Source organism: Cellulomonas sp. Marseille-Q8402, assembly GCF_965119525.1.
This window is the reverse complement of sequence record NZ_CBCPLX010000001.1, coordinates 1,732,048-1,749,935: the sequence shown is the minus strand read 5'-3', so window position 1 is coordinate 1,749,935 and position 17,888 is coordinate 1,732,048. Positions and strand designations below refer to the sequence as shown.

Sequence of the window (17,888 nt, the reverse complement as noted above, 5' to 3'; positions counted from 1 at the left end):
GCTACCCGCGCCGCGCCCGCCCGCACCCGCCCGGTCCCGCCCGCACCCGCACGGTCCCGCACCGAGATGGCAGGCTCCTGCCTGAGCCGGCGGCGGTGCGCGCAGGCGGGAAGTGCCATCTCGACGAGTGCTCCCGACGGGCGGTCCCGGCGCGGGGTCGTCAGGGGAGGTCGGCGGGTGCGTCGAGGGTGGCCGTGGGGGCGGGGGACGCGGGGGACGCGGGCGTGTCGGTGGGGGAGACCGAGATCGTGATCGTCACGTCGGCGCTGTCGCCGAACTGCGCGGACGCGAAGCCGACCGCAGGCCCGAGCAGCGCGGCGCCGACCAGCAGCGCGCCGAGCACGAGGCGGCCCCAGCGCCCCAGCACCGGCCCGTCGCCGCCGGCGCGGCGGTCAGCCGAGGAGGAGCGCATCGTCGTGCCGTTCGCGGGCGGTGCGACGCTCGCCGGCGGCCCGGCGGGCGCGGCGGTCGTCCAGCAGGGACAGGACCTCGAGCGTGGCGAGGGCGGCGAGCGGCGGCGCGAGCATCGTCGCGCGGCCCTGGGCGGACCCGGCCCAGTCGAGCACCCAGCCCCAGCGCGGGTAGACGTGCAGGATGATGCCGCGCACCTGGGACAGCGGGGTGGCGTTCTTGTCGGGCTCGGCGTTCGCGTCGCCCTTGGTGAAGATGTACGGCCGGGTCAGCGGCTCGCCGGACGCGGGGTCGACGGTCTGCACCATCTTCCCCGTGGCCGCGTCCTGCTGCATGACCGGCAGGTTCCGCAGCGCGATGATCCGGTGCGTGACCAGCTGGTCGCTGCCCGCGGGCCAGAACGTCGCGACCTGGCCGACCCGCAGCTGCGACGGGTCGTCGATCCGGCGCATCACCACGGCGTCGCCGGCGTCGAACGAGCCCTGCTCCGGCCCCGACATCGACCCGGACGTGACGATGAGCAGCCGCTGGCCGTTGGCCTGGAACCACAGCGGCACGGCCAGCGACCCGGCGTACGCGAGACCGCAGACGACGATGACGGTCCACAGCGCCGTGCGCAGGACGCGCCGGCGCGCGGTGGTCGGCGTCGCGTGCCGGGGCCGCTCGGGGTGCGGTGCCCGTCGCTCGACCGCCGGGGCCGGCCTCGTGGTCATCGTCGGTGTCAGCGCCTCACGCGGTCTCAGGAGCGGTGCGGGTCGTCCGGGTCCTGCTGGGCGACGAACCGCAGCGCCAGGTCGGTGCGGGTGTTCTGGAAGGCGTCGCCCAGCTCCAGCGGCAGCGAGACCCGCACGCACAGGTCCTCGGTCCCGGCGGCGCTCAGCGGCCGGGTGCCGGCGACGATGTCCGTGAACGCGGACGCGAGCCCGGGGCCGCCGGTGCCGATCGTGGCGGCGCCGGCGAGGCCCGCCTCGGAGCACGAGGCGGCGGGCACGGCGAACACGTCGAGTGACAGCGCGGACGCGAGCCCGGCGGGGTCGGCGTCGGTCGCGGAGTACTGCACGCCGTACACGAGGGCGAGCGAGCCGGCGTTGGAGACCGTGACAGGGCTGTAGATCTCGTCGCCGGGGGCCAGGTTGCCGGACGGCAGCGTGAACGCGGCGTCCTCGCCGGCCTCGATGTCGACGGAGCCGGTGATGATGCCGGAGCGGCCGGTGTCGTCGTTGTCCGTGAAGATCGCGGAGGTCACGAGCGAGGTCATCCCGAGCCCGGCCAGGCCGAGGATCGACACGGTCGCGATCAGCCGCCGCTGGCGGGCGGGGTCGCGCCGCGGCGGCGGCGGGGTGATCATCTCGCGGAGCAGCTCGTCCATCGCCGGTTCGTCATCCTCACGGGTGAGCGGAAAAGTGGTCGTACGGGTGGCTATCGGTCAGATGGTCGCGCACCTTGAGGTGATCTGCCCGTTTCTGGAGTGAATCACGTGACGGCGTGTCGCGACGCCCGGTCACGGGGCAGGTCCTCGGCGCGCAGCCGGCTCGCCGCGACGGCCGGCGAGTACAGGTAGCCCTGCGCCTGGTCGACGGTCAGCCGGCGCAGCGCCTCGGCGGTGGCGGCGTCCTCGACGCCCTCCGCGACCACCTGCAGGCCGAACGAGTGCGCGAGGTCGACCATCGCCTTGACGATGACCTCGGAGCCCTCGCGGCCCGTGCCGGCCATGTCCGCGACGAACAGCCGGTCGATCTTCAGGCCGTGCACGGGCAGGTCCCGCAGCTGGGAGATCGACGTGTTGCCGATGCCGAAGTCGTCGATCGACACCCGCACCCCGGCGTCGCCGAGCCGCTGCAGCACGGGCACCACGCGCGAGGGGTCGCTGACCAGGGCGGTCTCGGTGATCTCCACCTCGAGCAGCTCGGGCGGCACGCCGTGCTGGGCCAGCAGCTCCTCGATGACCTCGGCGACGGCGTGCGAGGTGACGTCGTGCGCGGAGAGGTTCACCGCGACCGGCACCGGCTCGCCGTCGGCGTTCCAGGCGGCGAGCTGGGCGATGCACTCGCGCAGCGCGTACCGCGTGAGGTCGTGGATGAGGCCGGACTGTTCCGCGAGCGGGATGAACAGGTCCGGCGGCAGCATCCCGCGCGTGGGGTGCTGCCAGCGCATGAGCGCCTCGAGGCCCACGGTGCGGCCGGTGCGCAGGTCGATCTTGGGCTGGTAGTGCAGCCGCAGCTCGTCGTCCACGCCCAGCGCGCGGTGCAGGTCGCCGAGCAGCACCAGCCGCGCGGGGGAGGAGTCGTCCTCCTCCGGGGAGTACACCGCGACGCCGAGCCGGTGCGTCTTGGCGGTGTACATGGCGACGTCGGCCATCCGCATCAGCGACGACGCGTCGTCGGCGTGGTCCGGCAGGCACGCCACGCCGATCGAGGTGTCGACGTGCAGCGCGAGGTCGCCGAGCGGGAACGGCGGGACGAACAGCGCGCGCACCCGGCGGGCGGCCGCGTCGGCGTCGGCGACGGACACGACGTCGGGCAGCAGGATGGCGAACTCGTCGCCGCCGAGCCGCGCGACCACGTCGTCCTCGCGCAGCGATCCGCGCAGCCGCTCGGCGACCTGCTGCAGCAGCTCGTCGCCGCGGTCGTGGCCGAGGGAGTCGTTGATGTCCTTGAACCGGTCGATGTCGAGCAGCGCCAGAGCGACGGTGGTGCCGGTCTGCTGGTGGCCGTCGATCGCGCGCTCGAGCCGGTCGGCGAGCATGCGGCGGTTCGGCAGGCCGGTGAGGGAGTCGAGCAGGGCCAGCCGGGCGTTCTCCAGGGCGGACGTCTGCAGCCGGCGCGAGGCGTTCCACACGGTGCGGAACAGCAGCAGCCACAGCAGGATCAGGCCGCCGACGACCACGAGGGTGACCGTGCGGGTCGCCGAGGCCACGGCGTCGGAGGTGCCCTGGTAGTCGAGCATGACCTCGGCCGCGCCGACGACGACCCCGCCGTGCTGGACGGGCACGTACACGTCCAGCAGCGTGGTCTCGGTGCCGCCGAAGTCCGCGCCGCGCACCTCGGTCACGACCTGCGCCACGGGCTCGCGCTGCCGGGTCGCGGCGTCGAGCCGGTCGCCGTCGGGGAAGCCGGTGCTGTCGGCGAGGGAGTCGTACAGCAGCGTGCCGTCGACCGTCCACAGGCGCAGGCGCCGCAGCTCGCGGAACCCGTCGACCTGGTCCGTGACGCCGTCCGCCTCCTGCGGGCCGAGCACGCCGACGGTGAACGCCTCGTCGGGGACGCTCGCCGTGGCGTACGACTCGATGCTGCGCGCGAGGGTGATGCCGTCGCGGCGGGCCTGGTCCTGCATGACGTTGGACGTCACGAGCACGAGGGTGACGCCGAGCGCGAGCATGGCGACGACACTGACGACGGCGAAGTAGCGCGTCAGCGGCCAGCGGCGGCGTGCGGTCGGCAGCTCGGGGCCTCGAGTGCTCGCAGGTCCGGCCGCCGCGGTCCGGACGGCCTGGGCAGAGAGTAGGGGCGTGATGACCGATATGGCGAGAAGATCCGCGTTGCGGCGTTTCGTCTGATTTCAACTGGCTGGTCAGCGGGCCGGGTGAGAAGTCGCCCGACACGGTGCGCGTACCCGTTCGGCTCACGTCGGGGCGTCGGTCTGCGGGATAACCTCCACCCGCCCCCGGCCTGCCCCTCTCCAGGATGGACCCCCATGCACGAGCTCGCCCTCTGCTCCGTCGAGCACGACGGGCACACCGTCCTGAGCGGCTACGTCCGCACGTTCGAGGACGGGGTGCTCTGGGCGGGCACCGAGGGCATCGTGCGCGGCGTCGCGGAGGGGGAGACGTACACGCTGCGTGTCCTCGACGACGCCCGCGGGGAGTGCGTGTACCTGGGGGACGTCGCCCGGATCACCGCCGACACCGTGGCGTTCACCGGCGTCGAGCTGCTGTCCACGCTGCAGAAGCGGGCCGTCGCGCGGGTGGCGGTCACCGTCGAGTGCGAGGGCTTCGCGCGGCGCGCCGAGCCGGTCGAGGACGAGGACGGCGCGGGTGACGAGCCCGCCGACGAGCCCGCCGAGGCGACCGTCGAGGGCGACGAGTTCCCGTTCAAGTTCACGGTGCTCGACGTCTCCGCGCACGGGATGCGTATGATGAGTCAGACCGAGCTGCCCCCCGGCAGCACGGTGAGGTTCGTCTTCCCCGAGCTGTCGGCTGCGTTCTGGCTGCAGGCGGTCGTCGTCCGCGCCCAGCCATCACGGAGTGGGACGCACTACGGCTGCCAGTTCGTCGAGACCTCCCCGCGGGAGACGGACGAGCTGTTCTCCTACGTCCTGCGCACGCAGGGCGCCCTGCGCCGCCAGCAGAAGCTCGCCTGACTGAGCCGCCGGCGCCGGTCGCCGCCCTCGCGCAACGACGGCAGGACCACGACCCAACGCCGGAAAGGCGCCTCAGCCATGCCCAGCTTCACCGATCTCGGTGTGCCGTCCTCGCTCGCGAAGTCCCTCGCCCAGCGGGGGATCACCGACCCCTTCCCGATCCAGGCCGCCACGCTGCCCGACACCCTCGCCGGCCGCGACGTGCTCGGCCGCGGCCGCACCGGCTCCGGCAAGACCGTGGCGTTCGCGCTGCCGGTCGTCGCCCGCCTGTCGGACTCCAAGGCGCAGCGCGCCAAGGCCCGCCCGCGCGCCCTGATCCTCGCGCCGACGCGTGAGCTCGCCACCCAGATCCACGCGACCGTCGAGCCGCTGGCGACCGTCGCCGGCCTGACGTCGACCACCGTGTTCGGCGGCGTCGCGCAGAGCCGCCAGGTCAGCGCGCTCAACGGCGGCATCGACGTCCTCGTCGCCTGCCCGGGCCGCCTCGAGGACCTCATCAAGCAGGGCCTGTGCTCGCTCGACTCCGTCGAGATCACCGTGCTCGATGAGGCCGACCACATGGCCGACCTCGGCTTCCTGCCGGTCGTGAAGCGCCTGCTCGACAAGACGCCGCGCGGCGGCCAGCGCCTGCTGTTCTCCGCCACGCTGGACAACGGCGTCGACACCCTGGTCAAGCGCTACCTCGACAAGCCGACGACGCACTCGGTCGACCCCGACGCCGCCGCCGTCTCCACGATGACGCACCACGTGCTCGTCGTCCCCGACGCGGACGTCAAGAAGGCCGTCGTCACCGAGCTCGCCTCCGGCGCCGGGCGCCGCGTGCTGTTCACCCGCACCAAGCACCAGGCCAAGAAGCTCGCCAAGCAGCTGACGCAGGACGGCATCCCCGCCGTCGACCTGCAGGGCAACCTCGGCCAGGGCGCGCGTGAGCGCAACCTCGCGCTGTTCACGTCCGGCGAGGTCCGGGTGCTCGTCGCCACCGACATCGCGGCGCGCGGCATCCACGTCGACGACATCGAGCTCGTCGTGCACGTCGACCCGCCGGCCGAGCACAAGGCGTACCTGCACCGCTCCGGCCGCACGGCCCGCGCGGGCTCCGGCGGCGACGTCGTCACCGTGCAGCTGCCCGAGCAGGCCGGCGACGTCCGCGACCTGACCCGCAAGGCCAAGATCACCGTCACGCCGCAGCGCGTCGCGGCCGGGTCGCCGGTCGTCGCGGCCCTGGTCGGCGAGGTCGCCGCCCGCGTCGCACCGTCCGCGGCCCCCGCCGTGCAGAGCCCGTCGCGGCAGCGCCCGGCCGGCTCCCGTGGCACCGGGTCCGCGGGCGCGGCGCGCGGCGGCGCGGGTGCCGGCGGTGGCGCTCGCCGCCGCGGTGGCGCCGGGTCGGCCGGTGGCCGTGCCGAGCAGGGCGGCCGTCCCGCCGAGGGCGGCGGGCGCGGGCGCTCGGGCTCCGGCGGCGGTCGCGGCCGTGGCCAGGGCGTGCCCGCGCTGGGCGGCTCGATGGTCCGGTGGAGCTCCGGCGGCGACGCCCCGTCCGGCGGCGGCTCCGCCGCGGGCGGCGCGTCGACCGGCGGCCAGCGCAGCGGCGGCGGTGCCCGCTCGGGCGGCGCCGGCGCGGCCGGTGGCGCCGACGGCCGGCGCCGGCACCGCGGTGGCCGTGGTCGCTCGGCCGGGGCACGCGCGGGCCAGTAGGACCCTGCCCGCTCCCGGAGCCGCGGCGGCGCGAGGTCGCGCCGCCCCGGCTCCGGCGGCATGGTCGGGGGTGAGGAACACGGCGCCCCCCGCCTGCGTTCTCGGTGTCGCGGGAGTGTGCCGCGGCCGACCGGCCGGGGCGCCCCGCGTGAGAGGAGTGCCGCGATGACGGAGCAGAGGACCTACGAGGTCAGCAAGGACGAGGAGCAGTGGAAGGTCGAGCTGAACCCGGCCGAGTTCCAGGTGCTGCGGCTGGCCGGGACCGAGCGTCCCTGGACCGGTGAGCTGCTCGACGAGCAGCGCGAGGGCGTCTACAGCTGTCGCGCCTGCGGCAACGAGCTGTTCCGCTCCGAGACCAAGTTCGACTCCCACTGCGGGTGGCCGAGCTTCTTCTCGCCCCTGGCCGGCGACAAGGTCGAGCTGATCGAGGACCGCACCCTGGGCATGGTCCGCACCGAGGTGCGCTGCGCCCGCTGCGGCTCGCACCTGGGGCACGTCTTCGACGACGCGCCGCAGACCCCGACGGGTGACAGGTTCTGCATGAACTCGGTCTCGCTGAGCTTCGCCCCCGCCGTAGGCTGACCCCCATGTGGGGGAGGGGAGCGCGGATGCTTCAGGGACGGGCCCGGCGTGCCGATAACCCGGACGTGGAGCAGGCTCTGATCGTCCGCCGGTGGCGCCGTTACGGCGCCGACCGGCTCTACGTCACGGCCGACACCGGAGCCCCCCTCGGCAGCGTCGACCTGGCCACCGGCGAGGTGGCCCTGGAGGCCGACGCTGCCGCCCTCGAGGGCAGCGGCCTCGAGGAGGCGGTGCGCGGCGCCGCGCAGGCCTACCTGCGGGCCGACCTGCCCGAGCTCGTGCTGCCGGCCTCGGCCGTGCTGCCCGCCGAGGGGCCGGCCGTCGGCCCCGCGGACGACCCCGCCCGCCCCCGTGGCCGGCGTGCCCGGCGCGACCCGGACGAGGCCGCCCCCGCGGTCGCCCCGGCGCCCGAGCCCGCCGAGGCACCCGCGCCGCGCGGCAGGCACCGCGCCGACGACCTGGTCAGCCCCCGCGAGGACGCCGAGCCCCGGGGCGCCCACGAGACCCTGTGCGACCGGCTGGACCGCCTGATCCTCGCGGGCTGGCACGTGCTTCACGACGTCCCCGTCGGCCGCCAGGGCACCGTCGTCGCCCACCTGCTGGTCGGCCCGCCCGGGGCGTTCGCCGTCGCCGAGCGGCCCGCGGGCCTCGCCGGCCCCGAGCGCTACGTGCTGGACGGGCGGCACCTGTCCGCGGACGGGCAGGGCGTCGTCGACCTGCGCGACGTCCGCCTCACCGCCGCGCGCGCCGGCTCGCTGCTGCGGGCCGCCGTCGGGACCCCCGTGTCGGTCCGCGGCGTGCTCGTCGTGCCCGGCACCGTCGTCGTGCGCGAGCCGGCGCCCTACGACGCGCTCGTCCTCGCCGACGAGTCGGTGCCCGACGTGTTCACCGCGATGCCCGCGCGCTGGACGCCGGGCCGCGTGGACGCCGTCGCCGCGATCGCCCGCCGCCGGAGCACCTGGGCCCTGACCTGGGCCTAGCCGGTTAGCCGGCCGGGCTCTCCAGGGCGCGCGCCTGCGTGCTCGCCGCCGCGAGGGCGTCGTTGAGCCGGTGCAGCTGGTCCGCCAGCAGGGCCTGCTCGTCGTCCGACCACGCGCCGAGCGCGGTCCCCAGGTAGCCGCGACGGGCCTGCCGGGCGGCGTCGACGCGGCGCGCGCCCTCGTCCGTCACCCGGATCAGCTGCCCGCGGGAGTCCTCGGGGTCCGGGCGGCGCTCGATCAGGCGGAGCTGCTCCAGCCGGCCCAGCTGGCGCGACATCGTGCCGCGTCCGACGCCGATGTGCTCCGCCAGCTCGCTGGCCCGCACGTCGGGCTCCCGCTCGATGCGCACCAGCAGCGGGTACGCCGACGGCTCCAGGTCGGGGTGCACGAGGCGGGCCAGGCGCTCGGCCGAGGCGCGCGCACGCCGGAGCAGGAGACCCAGCTCGGACTCGACGCGGGCGACGGGGTCGTTCGGGGTGTCCGCTGTGCTCACGGCGTCCATTGTCCACCGACGGCAGAGGCGCCCGGCGGTCCGTGACCGTCGGGCGCCTCTCGCGTGTCGTGCGGGTGGTGCGGGGCGGGGTCAGGCGCGGTGCCCGGCCTCGGTGCGCTCGGACCGCTCGGACTCGGCCTGCTGGCCGATCGCCTGCTGCGCGCCGGGGGTGCCGGCCTCCGCCACGACCGTGTCGTCGGTCTGGTCCTGGTCGAGCAGCTGCTCGACGCCGGACCGCTGGCCGAGCGGCACCTCCTTGAGGAACAGCACGGCGATCAGGGCGATGATGCCGAGCGGCGCCGCGATGAGGAACAGGTCGGCGATGCCGTGGCCGTAGGACGACTCCACGATGCCCTTGATCGGCTCGGGGAGCGTCGACACGTCCGGCACCGAGGTGGTGCCGCCGCCCAGCGCGGCCGGGTCGATGCCCGCCGCGACCAGGCCGTCCATGAGGTAGGACGTGATCCGGTTGCCCAGCACCGCGCCGAGCGCCGAGACGCCGATCGCGCCGCCGAGGGTGCGGAAGAACGCGATGGTCGCCGTGCCGGAGCCGACCTCGGAGACGTCCAGGATGTTCTGCACGGACAGCACGAGGTTCTGCATGAGCATGCCCACGCCCGCGCCCATGACGAACATGTACAGGCTGACCAGCACGAAGCTCGTGTCGAACCGGATGGTGCCCATCAGCGCCAGGCCCGCCGTCAGCGCGATCGCGCCGGCGATCATGAAGCCCTTGTAGCGGCCGTACTTGGTGATGAGGCGGCCGCTGATCGTCGAGGAGATGAACAGGCCGAGGATCATCGGGATGGTGAGCAGACCGGACTCCGTCGGCGTCTTGCCGCGGGCCACCTGCATGTACTGGCTGAGGAAGACCGACGTGCCGAACATGCCCACGCCGACCGCGACGGACGCGACGACCGACATCACGACGGTGCGGTTCTTGAACAGGTGCATCGGGATGATCGGGTCGGCGACCTTGGTCTCGACGACCACCGCGACGGCCAGGACGACCAGGGCGCCGATCACCATGACGGCGGTCTGCCAGGAGATCCAGTCGAAGTTGTTGCCGGCGAAGGTGACCCAGAGCAGCAGGGTGGCGATCCCGACCGAGATCAGCGCGGCGCCCCAGTAGTCGATCGTGACGACCTTGCGGGCGCGCTTGGGCAGGTGCAGCGTGCGCTGCAGCACGATGATCGCGGCGACCGCGAACGGCAGGCCGACGAAGAAGTTCCAGTGCCAGCTCAGGCTGTCGGTGATGACGCCGCCGAGCAGCGGGCCACCGACCATGCCGATGCCCATGATGCCGCCCATGAGGCCCATGTACTTGCCGCGCTCGCGCGGGCTGAGGATGTCAGCGAGCAGGACCGTGGCCAGGGCGGTGAGACCGCCGGCGCCGATGCCCTGGAGCGCGCGCATCCCGATGAGGAAGCCGACGCTCTGCGAGAAGCCGGCGGCCGCGGAGGACAGCACGGAGATGACCAGCGCGAGCTGGATGAGCAGCTTGCGGTCGAGCAGGTCGGCCAGCTTGCCCCAGATCGGCGTGGTGATGGTCGTCGTCAGCAGGGTCGCGGTGACGACCCAGGTGTAGGACGACTGCGACCCGTTCAGGTCGCTGACGATCTTGGGCAGGGAGCTCGACACGACGCTCGTGGCCAGGATGGACACGAACATGCCGAGCAGGATGCCGGAGAGGGCCTCCATCACCTGCCGGTGGTTCATCGCAGGCGCGGGGCCTGCGGCGGCGGTGCTCGCCGTCGGGTTCGGGCTCTCGGCCCGGGTGGTGCTGCTCATGGGTGTTCTCTGCTTTCGACCGGTGGTGCGGGTGCCCGGCGCCGTCGGCGGACGTGAAGGTGGTGCGGTGCGTCCGGGTCGGACGCGGGTGCGTGGGCCGGGCCTCGCGGGTGCGGGGGCCGGCAGGGCCCGTCAGGTGGTCGTGGCGGCGAGCTCGGGTTCCAGCGTCCGCTCGTCGGGGGTCGGTGTCGCGTCGAACCCGGCGACCGTGTCGGCCACGCGCTCGATCTGCGCGGCGGCGGCGACCAGCTCGTCGACCCCCCAGCCACCGAACATGGCGGCGGCCCGCTGGTCGAGCGCCTGCTTGGTCTCCGCGGTGAACGCGTTGCCGCGCTCGGTGAGCCGGACCGTGCGGACCCGGCGGTCGGTGCCCGGGGCGTCGGGCGTGCTGCGCTCGGCGTACCCGGAGTCGACCAGCGCCGTGATCTGGCGGCTGGCGACGGAGATGTCGACGTGCAGGTGCTGCGCCACGTCGCCGGTGCCCATCTCGCCCTTCTTGTCCAGCAGCCAGAGCAGGCTCAGGGCGGCGCGCGGGCAGTCGAGGTCGCGCGCCATCTCGGTGGCGACCTCGCGCTGCACGCGCTGCAGACGCGCGATCGCATCGATCAGCGCGCGGTACGCGGGGGTGCTCGGCACGGGGTCCTCTTTCGTTGGTTGCAGCAGGCAAACTATCACAACGGTTGCGTGGGGCAACTTGTTCCGTGCTGGACGTGACGACGATCACGGGGATCGCCGCGCGCTGCCGGGCCCCGCGGGGCGCCGGGTGGAGGACTCTGCCGGACACGCCGGGGCGTGTCGGGCAGAGCTCTCCACCCGGCGGGCAGTCGGGCAGCCTGGCCGGGGCGTCAGCGGCCGGCGGCGTAGCCCTGCATGCCGCGGGGGTTGGCGGCCGCGTGGAGGAGGCCGTCGGGGCGGACGCCCGCCGCGCTGACCCGGCCGAGCGCCCACGGCCCGGCGTCGTGCACCGCGTGCCCGCGCCGGGCGAGCTCGGCCAGGACGTCCGCGCCGAGCCGGGACTCGACCTCGGCACCGTGCCGGGTGCTGGTGCGCGGGTGGAACGACGACGGCACGTGCGTGGAGTGCCAGCCCGGGGCGTCGATGGCGGCCTGCAGGTCGAGCCCGCCGATCAGGTGGTGCAGCAGGAACGGGATCGTCCACTGGTCCTGCTGGTCCCCGCCGGGCGTGCCGAACGCGAACCCGCCGCCGTCCCGCAGCACCAGGCCGGGGCTCAGCGTGGTCCGCGGCCGGCGCCCGGGCGCGAGCGAGGACGGCAGCCCGGGCTCGAGCCAGAACATCTGCGCGCGGGTCGGCAGCCCGAACCCGAGGCCGGGGACGACCGGGGAGCTCTGCAGCCAGCCGCCCGACGGCGTCGCGGACACCAGGTTGCCCCAGCGGTCGACGACGTCGACGTGGCACGTGTCGCCGCGGGTCTCGCCGGTCGGCCGGACGTCGATCGCGGGCCCCCGGGTCGGCTCGCCCGTCCCCGCCGCCCGCGCGCCGGCGGGGAGGTCGTCCTCGTAGCGGCCGGGCCACACGGGCGCGCCGCCGGGCGCGGGCTCGCCGAACACCCGCGCGAGCCGCGGGGCGCGGCCGGCGGGGGAGCCGGGGCGCACGCCGTCGGCGGCGGTCGGCCCGACCAGCCGCGCGCGCTCGGCGGTGTACGCGTCGGACAGCAGCGCGTCCAGGGGCACGTCGCCGTCGGCCGGGTCGCCGTACCAGGCCTCGCGGTCCGCGAACGCGAGGTTCGTGACCTCGAGCGCCGTGTGCACGAGGTCCGCCGAGCCGAGGTCCGCGTCGGCGACGCCGAGCGCCTCGAGCAGCCGCAGCTGCTGCAGCAGCACCGGCCCCTGCCCCCACGCACCGGTCTTGTGCACCTGCACGCCCGCGAAGTCGACGGCGACGGTGGGCTCCTCGGCGACGCGCCAGGCGGCGAGGTCGTCGGCCGTCAGCAGCCCGGCGTGCGCCTCCCCGGACGAGTCGAGCACCGGCGTGCGGACGTAGTCGGTCATCGCCTCGGCGACGAAGCCCTCGTAGAACGCGCGCCGGGCTGCCTCGATCTGCGCCAGCCGGTCCGTGCCGGCGGCCGCGGCCTCGGCGAGCACGCGGGCGTACGTGCCGGCCAGCGCGGGGTTCCGGAACCGGGCGCCGGCCCCCGGGACGCGGCCGCCCGGCAGGTAGACCTCCGCGGAGGTGGGCCAGTGCTCCGCGAACAGGCGCTCCACGGTGGCGATGGTGCGCACCGCGGACGGCAGCAGGGGGTAGCCGTCCCGCGCGTACCCGATGGCCGGGCCCAGGACGTCGGCCAGCGGCAGGGTGCCGTACCGCGCGAGCAGGTCGAGCCACGCCCCGAAGGCGCCCGGGACGACGGCGGCCAGGTGCCCGGTGCCGGGCACGACGTCCAGGCCCTGGTCGGTGTACGCCGCGATGGTCGCGGCGGCGGGTGCCGTCCCCTGTCCGGCCAGGACGAACGTGTGCCCGTCCGCGGCCCGGTGCCCGATGATCGGGGCGTCGCCGCCCGGCCCGTTCAGGTGCGGCTCGACCACCTGCAGCGTGAACCCGGCCGCGGCAGCGGCGTCGAACGCGTTGCCGCCGGCCTCCAGGACGGACTGCCCGACGGCGCTGGCCAGCCAGTGCGTCGACGCGACCATGCCGTGCGTGCCGAGCAGCTCAGGACGGGTGGTGAACACGGGCGACTCCTCGGGGCGGCGCTGCGGGGGCGTCGCCCACCGTACGTCGCCGCCGGGGGAGCCTCAGCGCGCGTACCGCCGCATGGTCAGCGGCCCGAACACGGCGACCAGGCCCACGCTCCACGCCACCACGGTCAGCACCTCGGCACCGGCCGGGACGTCACCCATCAGCCCGCGGACCGCCGTCACCAGGTCGGACACCGGGTTGACCTCGACGAAAGCCTGCAACCAGTCCGGCATCGTGGCCGGGTCCACGAAGATGTTCGAGCCGAACGTCAGCGGCGTGATCACCAGCATGCTCGCGCCCATCACGGCGTTCGGCGTCCGCAGCACGAGCGCGAAGAACGTCCAGATCCAGCCGAACGAGAAGGCGAACAGCAGCAGCAGCGCGACCCCGGCGACGACGCCCTGCGGGCCGCCGGCCGGCCGGAACCCGATCACCAGGCCGAGCGTGAGGATCACCACCGACGCGATGGTGAAGCGCACGGCGTCACCGAGCAGCATCCCGACCAGCGCGGACGGCCGCCAGATCGGCAGCGAGCGGAACCGGTCGAACACGCCCTTCTGGATGTCCGTGTTGAGCGTGACGCCGGTGTACATGGTGATCATCACGACGCCCTGGACCAGGATGCCCGGCAGCAGGAACTGGATGTAGTCGTCCACGCTGCCCGCGATCGCCCCGCCGAACAGGTAGGTGAACAGCAGCGTGATCATCACGGGGAAGACCGTGACGTCGAAGAGCTGCTCCGGGACGTGCTTGATCTTCAGCAGGGCCCGCCAGCCGAAGGTCAGCGAGGTGGTCCACCCCGCCGGTCGTGCCGGGCGGGCGCCGGACGCCAGGACCCCGCGGACGGCGTCGGCCGCGACGGCGTCGGTGCCGACGGTGGTGGTCGCGGTCCGGGTCTCGTCGATGCTCATGCCGCCCCCCTCGAGGTCGCGTCGCGGGCGTCCGCGTCGTCGTCGGTGCCGGTGGTCTCGGCCGGGTGACCGGTCAGTGCGAGGAACACCTCGTCCAGCGACGGCTGCCCGAGCGAGAACTGCGCGACCGGCACGTCCGTGGCCTCGAGCGCCGCGATCCCGCGCATGGCCGGGGCCGAGGAGTCGACGCTGGCGGTCAGGGCGGCGGGGTCCGGGTCCTCGACCACGGCGGTCCCCAGCGCGCGCTCCAGCACCGCGCGCGCCCGCGGCCGGTCGTCGGGGTCGAGCAGCCGCACGTGCAGGGCGCTGGCGCCGACGGACGACTTCAGCTGGCCGGGCGTGCCCTCGGCGATCACCTTGCCCGCGTCGATCACGGAGATCCGGTCGGCCAGCTGGTCCGCCTCGTCGAGGTACTGCGTGGTCAGCAGCACCGTCGTCCCCGCGGACACCATCGCGCGCACGATGTCCCACACCTGGTTGCGGCTGCGCGGGTCGAGCCCGGTCGTCGGCTCGTCCAGGAAGATCAGCTCGGGCGTCACGACGATGCTCGCGGCGATGTCGATGCGCCGGCGCATGCCGCCCGAGTACTTCTTCACCTGCCGGTCCGCGGCGTCGGCCAGCCCGAACGCGTCGAGCAGCTCGCCGGCCCGGGCGCGCGCACCCGGCCGCGAGAACCCGTAGAGCCGGGCGACCAGCACCAGGTTCTCCAGCCCGGTGAGGTCCTCGTCGACGGACGCGAACTGCCCGGTCAGGGCGACGCGGCTGCGGACCTCGCCGGCGTCGCGGACGACGTCCCGGCCGAGCACGCGCGCCGAGCCGGCGTCGGGGCGCAGCAGCGTGGCGAGCATCCGGATCGTGGTGGTCTTCCCGGCCCCGTTCGGCCCGAGGAAGCCGTGGACGCCGCCGGCGGCGACCTGGAGGTCGATGCCGTCCACGGCCCGGGTGTCCTTGAACAGCTTGACCAGGCCCTCGGTCTCGATCGCGGTCGTCATGGTGCCTGCCTCTCGTCGGGGACCGGCGCCGCACGGCACCGGGTGGGGCGAGGTGGAGCGGTGGCGATGGTGCGCTGCTCGGCCGGCGGTGGCACGAGGACCAGGTCGCCCGACGAGGGGCGAGCCGCTATTCCTAGTAGGAACAACGCGTCTCAGCGTAGGTTGACGGACATGGCGACGGCAACGGGTTCGTCCGACGGATCCGGGGACCTCCCGGAACCGTCGCACGCGCTGAGCCCGACGGGGTACGCGCTGCTCGGTCTGCTGATGTTCGCAGGACGCACCGACACGGCGGTGACGGCGTACGAGCTGAAGCAGCGGGCCGACCGGACGCTGCGGTACTACTGGGTCGCGCCGGCGATGAGCCAGGTGTACTCCGAGGTGAACCGGCTCGTGACCGCCGGTCTGGTCGCGGCGCTGCCCGACCTCGCGGGGCCGCCCGGCCGGCGCACCACCCGGTACGCGATCACGGACGCGGGGGACCGCGTGCTGCGCGAGTGGCTCACCGCGACGCCGGCCGACTTCCCGGTGCTCAAGCACCCGGTCGCGCTGCGTCTGCTGATGGGCCACCTCACCGACCCCGCGACGGTCGGCGCGATGCTCGACGACTACCTGGCGGCGCTCGCGGACCGGCGGGGGGACCTCGCCGGGGTGCGGGACCTGCTCGGGGACCGGGACGAGGTCCGGTACCCCGCGATGGTGGCCGACTGGGGGCTCGCGTACTACGACGCCGAGGCCCGCATCGTCGCGGAGCTGCGCGCGCGGGTGGCGGCGGACCTCGCGGCGGCCCCGTCCCGCCCGGACCCCGAGCCGCCGCGCGCCTGAGGGCCCGACGTCACCGCGGGTCCCGCGCGCCCTCCGCCGCCTGCCGCGCCGCCTCGGCCACCCGCGCCGCCCGGGTCGCGTCGCGCCGCGCGTCGACCAGGCGTCGCAGCACCGCCGTCCGGGCGCTGCGGCTGGAGGAGTCCCAGTGCGCGCGGGCGCCGGGCAGGGCGTCGAGCGCCGCCGCCAGGTCCTCCGGGACGACCAGCGCCTCGACGTCGTCGAGCAGCGTCCACGACCCGTCGGCGCGGGCGGCGGCGACGGCCGCGGCACCGGCGGGCTGCATCAGCCCGGCGGCCTCCAGCCGTGCGACCCGCTCCTTGTTCGGCCCGGACCAGCCGCTGCGCGGGCGTCGCGGGGTGAACCACTGCATCGTCGTGCCCGGGTCGGGCGCCCAGGCCTGGCCGTCGATCCACCCGACGGCCAGGGCCTCGAGCATCATCTCCTCGTAGCCGAACGTGGGCCGGCCCGAGCCCGGCTTCCACCGGACCAGCCAGATCCCGGTGGACGTGGCGTGGTGCGCGGCGAGCCAGGCCCGCCACTCGGGTACCGACTCGGCGTGGAACCGTGGCCGGTCCGTCAGCGGCCCGCCGGTGCCCACCCGCGTGCGCCGTCGGTCAGTGCCCGCCGGCGGGGGCCGGCAGGTCCTCGGCGGGGTCGGGGGTCTCGCCGCGGCCGACCCGGGAGTGCCGGTAGGAGTAGACCGCGTAGATGATCAGGCCGACGGCGAGCCAGGCCGCGAACCGCAGCCAGGTCAGCGTCGTCAGGTTCGACATCAGCCAGAGGCACGCGACGCCGGAGAAGATCGGCAGCGCGGGCGACCACGGCACCTTGAACCCGCGCTCGAGGTCGGGGCGGGTGCGGCGCAGGATCGGGATGCCGAAGCTGACCAGCACGAACGCCGACAGCGTGCCGATGTTGATCATCTCCTCGAGCAGCTCGACCTGCGACAGCCCGGCGATCAGGGCGACGACGATGCCGGTGCCGACCTGCAGGCGGATCGGGGTCTTGTACCTGTGCGAGGTGCGGGAGATGCCACGGGGCAGCAGGCCGTCGCGGCTCATCGCGAACACGATGCGGGTCAGGCCCAGCAGCAGCACCATGATCACGGAGGTCAGACCGACGAGGATGCCGATCGAGATGACCTTGCCGGCCCAGTCGGCACCGACCAGGACGAACGCCGTGGTCAGGGACGGCGACTCGGCGGCGGCCAGGTCGGTGTAGGACACCATGCCGGTGACGACGACCGTGACCAGGATGTAGAGCACGGTGACGATGGCCAGGCCGCCGAGGATGCCGCGCGGCACGGCGCGCTGCGGGTTCTTGGTCTCCTCCGCGGTGGTCGCGACGACGTCGAAGCCGATGAACGCGAAGAACACCAGGGCCGCGCCGGACAGGATGCCCATCACGCCGTACGTCGAGGGGTCGAACCCGGACAGGAACGAGAACAGCGGCTGGTGCAGGCCCGACGTCGACTCCGCCGGCTGCGACGGCGGGATGAACGGCGTGTAGTTCTCGGCGCGCACGTAGAAGAACCCGGCGACGATGACGAACAGCGTGATGCCGACCTTGATGATCGTGAAGACGCTGTTGATGCGCGTGCTGAGCTTCGTGCCGACGGCCAGGAGCGTCGTGAAGACCGCGACCACGAGCACCGGGCCCCACTCGAGGTCGACCGGGCCGAGCTCCAGCGTGGTGGGGATGTCGATGCCGAACAGCGAGAACGCGTCGGCCAGGTACACGCCCCAGAACTTGGCGATCACGGCCGCCGCCAGCAGCATCTCGAGGATCAGGTCCCACCCGATGATCCACGCGACGAGCTCACCGGCCGTGGCGTACGAGAACGTGTACGCGGACCCGGCGACGGGCAGCGTCGAGGCGAACTCGGCGTAGCACATGATCGCCAGCGCGCACACGACGGACGCGATCAGGAACGAGATGATCACGCCCGGCCCGGCGTAGTTCGCGGCGGCGGTCGCGCCGACCGAGAAGATCCCCGCTCCGACCGCGACCGCCACGCCCAGGACCGCGAGGTCCCACGCGGTCAGGTCGCGTCTGAGCGACCGGTCCGGGTCGTCGGTGGTCGCGAGCGCGTGCTCGACGGACTTGCGACGCAGCACGCTGCGCTGGGTGATGGGCACCGGGGAGCTCCCTCGGTCGA

Annotated in this window: 17 protein-coding genes; 5 read left to right on the top strand and 12 right to left on the bottom strand. The window is 74.4% G+C overall.

The genetic code is table 11. The features are described 5' to 3' along the window. Positions 1 to 160: 160 nt before the first annotated feature. From ACWPWW_RS07940 to ACWPWW_RS07925, 4 genes are all read right to left on the bottom strand, one after another. On the bottom strand, positions 161 to 412 hold the full coding sequence (locus ACWPWW_RS07940) for a hypothetical protein (protein WP_454049779.1): 252 nt from the start codon (positions 410 to 412) through the stop codon (positions 161 to 163). Continuing rightward, entirely contained in the window at positions 393 to 1,124 is a 732-nt protein-coding gene (locus ACWPWW_RS07935) for a signal peptidase I (protein WP_454049778.1), read from the bottom strand. The genes ACWPWW_RS07940 and ACWPWW_RS07935 overlap by 20 nt, the downstream gene beginning before the upstream one ends. A 26-nt stretch (positions 1,125 to 1,150) precedes the next feature. Then, positions 1,151 to 1,780, bottom strand: coding sequence for a hypothetical protein (locus tag ACWPWW_RS07930; RefSeq protein WP_454049777.1), 630 nt, complete (start codon positions 1,778 to 1,780; stop codon positions 1,151 to 1,153). Between the two features lie 104 nt (positions 1,781 to 1,884). Further along, positions 1,885 to 3,789 (bottom strand): putative bifunctional diguanylate cyclase/phosphodiesterase, encoded by a 1,905-nt coding sequence (locus ACWPWW_RS07925; RefSeq protein WP_454049776.1) that lies wholly within the window; start codon positions 3,787 to 3,789, stop codon positions 1,885 to 1,887. A 315-nt stretch (positions 3,790 to 4,104) separates the two neighbouring features. Between ACWPWW_RS07925 and ACWPWW_RS07920 the strand changes: the two genes are divergently transcribed. From ACWPWW_RS07920 to ACWPWW_RS07905, 4 genes are all read left to right on the top strand, one after another. Beyond that, complete coding sequence (locus tag ACWPWW_RS07920; protein WP_454049775.1) at positions 4,105 to 4,770, top strand: PilZ domain-containing protein; 666 nt, start codon at positions 4,105 to 4,107, stop codon at positions 4,768 to 4,770. A 78-nt stretch (positions 4,771 to 4,848) separates the two neighbouring features. Further along, a complete protein-coding gene (locus ACWPWW_RS07915) occupies positions 4,849 to 6,462 on the top strand; it encodes a DEAD/DEAH box helicase (RefSeq protein WP_454049774.1) in 1,614 nt (537 codons plus the stop codon). Positions 6,463 to 6,627: 165 nt separating this feature from the next. Then, the gene (msrB, locus tag ACWPWW_RS07910; RefSeq protein WP_454049773.1) at positions 6,628 to 7,044 is read left to right on the top strand and encodes a peptide-methionine (R)-S-oxide reductase MsrB; all 417 of its coding nucleotides are present in this window, start codon (positions 6,628 to 6,630) and stop codon (positions 7,042 to 7,044) included. A 65-nt stretch (positions 7,045 to 7,109) separates the two neighbouring features. Then, complete coding sequence (locus tag ACWPWW_RS07905) at positions 7,110 to 8,024, top strand: NERD domain-containing protein (RefSeq protein ID WP_454049772.1); 915 nt, start codon at positions 7,110 to 7,112, stop codon at positions 8,022 to 8,024. Positions 8,025 to 8,028: 4 nt separating this feature from the next. Here the strand turns inward: ACWPWW_RS07905 and ACWPWW_RS07900 are convergent, their stop codons facing one another. The 6 genes from ACWPWW_RS07900 to ACWPWW_RS07875 all read right to left on the bottom strand — a co-directional run bounded on the left by ACWPWW_RS07900 (position 8,029) and on the right by ACWPWW_RS07875 (position 14,905). Further along, entirely contained in the window at positions 8,029 to 8,517 is a 489-nt protein-coding gene (locus tag ACWPWW_RS07900; protein WP_454049771.1) for a MarR family winged helix-turn-helix transcriptional regulator, read from the bottom strand. Positions 8,518 to 8,607: 90 nt separating this feature from the next. After that, positions 8,608 to 10,308, bottom strand: a complete 1,701-nt coding sequence (locus tag ACWPWW_RS07895; protein ID WP_454049770.1) for an MFS transporter — start codon at positions 10,306 to 10,308, stop codon at positions 8,608 to 8,610. Positions 10,309 to 10,440: 132 nt separating this feature from the next. Beyond that, complete coding sequence (locus tag ACWPWW_RS07890) at positions 10,441 to 10,944, bottom strand: MarR family winged helix-turn-helix transcriptional regulator (protein WP_454049769.1); 504 nt, start codon at positions 10,942 to 10,944, stop codon at positions 10,441 to 10,443. A 209-nt stretch (positions 10,945 to 11,153) separates the two neighbouring features. Then, entirely contained in the window at positions 11,154 to 12,956 is a 1,803-nt protein-coding gene (locus ACWPWW_RS07885; protein WP_454050419.1) for a gamma-glutamyltransferase family protein, read from the bottom strand. A 102-nt stretch (positions 12,957 to 13,058) separates the two neighbouring features. Then, positions 13,059 to 13,913 carry an ABC transporter permease gene (locus ACWPWW_RS07880; protein ID WP_454049768.1) on the bottom strand — a complete coding sequence of 285 codons (855 nt, stop codon included), beginning with the start codon at positions 13,911 to 13,913 and terminating at the stop codon, positions 13,059 to 13,061. Continuing rightward, positions 13,910 to 14,905: an ATP-binding cassette domain-containing protein gene (locus tag ACWPWW_RS07875; protein WP_454049767.1), complete on the bottom strand. Its 996-nt coding sequence runs from the start codon at positions 14,903 to 14,905 to the stop codon at positions 13,910 to 13,912. Before ACWPWW_RS07875 ends, ACWPWW_RS07880 begins: the two co-directional genes overlap by 4 nt. 171 nt (positions 14,906 to 15,076) lie before the next feature. Here ACWPWW_RS07875 and ACWPWW_RS07870 point away from each other — a divergent pair, with 171 nt between their 5' ends. Next, complete coding sequence (locus ACWPWW_RS07870) at positions 15,077 to 15,730, top strand: PadR family transcriptional regulator (protein ID WP_454049766.1); 654 nt, start codon at positions 15,077 to 15,079, stop codon at positions 15,728 to 15,730. A 10-nt stretch (positions 15,731 to 15,740) separates the two neighbouring features. Here the strand turns inward: ACWPWW_RS07870 and ACWPWW_RS07865 are convergent, their stop codons facing one another. Beyond that, positions 15,741 to 16,328, bottom strand: coding sequence for a YdeI/OmpD-associated family protein (locus tag ACWPWW_RS07865; protein ID WP_454049765.1), 588 nt, complete (start codon positions 16,326 to 16,328; stop codon positions 15,741 to 15,743). A gap of 16 nt (positions 16,329 to 16,344) precedes the next feature. Next, positions 16,345 to 17,868, bottom strand: coding sequence for an APC family permease (locus ACWPWW_RS07860; protein ID WP_454049764.1), 1,524 nt, complete (start codon positions 17,866 to 17,868; stop codon positions 16,345 to 16,347). Positions 17,869 to 17,888: the final 20 nt, after the last annotated feature.

Bases quoted from the DNA above. Each gene is read 5' to 3' on its own strand.
- ACWPWW_RS07940 (WP_454049779.1), bottom strand. From the start codon at position 412: ATGCGCTCCTCCTCGGCTGACCGCCGCGCCGGCGGCGACGGGCCGGTG.
- ACWPWW_RS07935 (WP_454049778.1), bottom strand. From the start codon at position 1,124: ATGACCACGAGGCCGGCCCCGGCGGTCGAGCGACGGGCACCGCACCCC.
- ACWPWW_RS07930 (WP_454049777.1), bottom strand. From the start codon at position 1,780: ATGGACGAGCTGCTCCGCGAGATGATCACCCCGCCGCCGCCGCGGCGC.
- ACWPWW_RS07925 (WP_454049776.1), bottom strand. From the start codon at position 3,789: ATGCTCGCGCTCGGCGTCACCCTCGTGCTCGTGACGTCCAACGTCATG.
- ACWPWW_RS07920 (WP_454049775.1), top strand. From the start codon at position 4,105: ATGCACGAGCTCGCCCTCTGCTCCGTCGAGCACGACGGGCACACCGTC.
- ACWPWW_RS07915 (WP_454049774.1), top strand. From the start codon at position 4,849: ATGCCCAGCTTCACCGATCTCGGTGTGCCGTCCTCGCTCGCGAAGTCC.
- msrB (WP_454049773.1), top strand. From the start codon at position 6,628: ATGACGGAGCAGAGGACCTACGAGGTCAGCAAGGACGAGGAGCAGTGG.
- ACWPWW_RS07895 (WP_454049770.1), bottom strand. From the start codon at position 10,308: ATGAGCAGCACCACCCGGGCCGAGAGCCCGAACCCGACGGCGAGCACC.
- ACWPWW_RS07885 (WP_454050419.1), bottom strand. From the start codon at position 12,956: ATGGTCGCGTCGACGCACTGGCTGGCCAGCGCCGTCGGGCAGTCCGTC.
- ACWPWW_RS07880 (WP_454049768.1), bottom strand. From the start codon at position 13,913: ATGAGCATCGACGAGACCCGGACCGCGACCACCACCGTCGGCACCGAC.
- ACWPWW_RS07875 (WP_454049767.1), bottom strand. From the start codon at position 14,905: ATGACGACCGCGATCGAGACCGAGGGCCTGGTCAAGCTGTTCAAGGAC.
- ACWPWW_RS07870 (WP_454049766.1), top strand. From the start codon at position 15,077: ATGGCGACGGCAACGGGTTCGTCCGACGGATCCGGGGACCTCCCGGAA.